Below are 1,116 nucleotides of genomic sequence, written 5' to 3'. Positions count from 1 at the left end.
ACAGTATTGTTACTTTCTTCTGGAGTATCAGTAACAGAATTCCATCATGCTCTAATAAATGGAGATAAATTAAAAGGAATGTATTCTTTATCAGCAACAGTCCTATTAGCATCAGTCTTTACTGCGTTACAATATTTGGAATATGTTCAATCAGGATTTACTATTGCAGATTCTGTGTATGGTAGTACTTTTTATAGTACTACGGGTTTGCACGGTTTGCATGTTCTGGTTGGTACCATATTTCTTTTCTTTTGTCTTCTCAAATTGGTCAATTACCGTTTGACACTAAACCGACACATTGGAGTAGAATGTGGTATACTTTATTGGCATTTTGTAGATATTGTGTGGCTTTTGCTATTTATATCTATCTACTACTGGGGTGGTATGTAGATAGTTTTGTTTATACATTAAAAACAAATATTAATAATTTAAAAATAAAAAGAATTTTAGTTAAAAATTTTATATAAAATTAAACAAAATAAAAATAGAAAAAGATAATAAATAAAAAACAAAAAACAAAAATATTTTAATTTAAATTAATCAATAAATAATTTATTATTAAAATTAGGGATTTATTTTTAAAATTAACACGATATCGGTTGATTATTTAAGACCCGTTAAATTTTCGGAGCAATTATCTCAGGGCTGATACGTTATTACACGTTCATTATAAGTAGCGACTGCCAAGCTCACTTTTCAACTGCATTCAACTAACCACTTCCTTTATTTCACTGAATAATCATTTGGGACCTTAATCTGTGTTCACGGCTGTTTCCGTCTTGACTATCCAACTTAGCATGAATAGTCTGAATATCTACCACCAATTTATGCAATTCCGAGATTTATTTCCATTGGTAAGATTTTCGAGGTCTCCGCAACCTAAACTCCTATTAAAAAACAAACATATATTTATTATTTAATACTTGTTGGGAATTAAGTGCTGTACCTTCATAAATATTATTGTAGATGTCATACTGAAATATGTTTCGTAGAAAACCAGCTATCACCAGGTCAGATTGGCATTTCACCGCTTTCCAATACTCTTCGGAGAATTATGCAACATTCACCCGTTCGATCATTTTATCTGGTATAGGAAAGATCACCTGGCTTCGGGTC

At 30.8% G+C, this 1,116-nt stretch carries 1 protein-coding gene and 1 rRNA gene; one reads left to right on the top strand and one right to left on the bottom strand.

Annotated features, from left to right (window positions below; all coding sequences use genetic code 11):
* Nucleotides 1-390: cytochrome c oxidase subunit 3 (locus tag EKG38_RS25565; RefSeq protein WP_148103765.1), on the top strand; the 390-nt coding region annotated here is incomplete at its 5' end.
* 105 nt (nt 391-495) lie between these two features.
* Here EKG38_RS25565 and EKG38_RS25560 read toward each other — a convergent pair.
* A 23S ribosomal RNA gene (locus tag EKG38_RS25560) occupies nt 496-1,116 on the bottom strand; the annotation flags it as partial.

The organism is Shewanella canadensis, assembly GCF_003966225.1.
Taxonomy (GTDB): Bacteria; Pseudomonadota; Gammaproteobacteria; order Enterobacterales; family Shewanellaceae; genus Shewanella; species Shewanella canadensis.
This window is presented reverse-complemented; position numbering and strand designations above follow the sequence as displayed.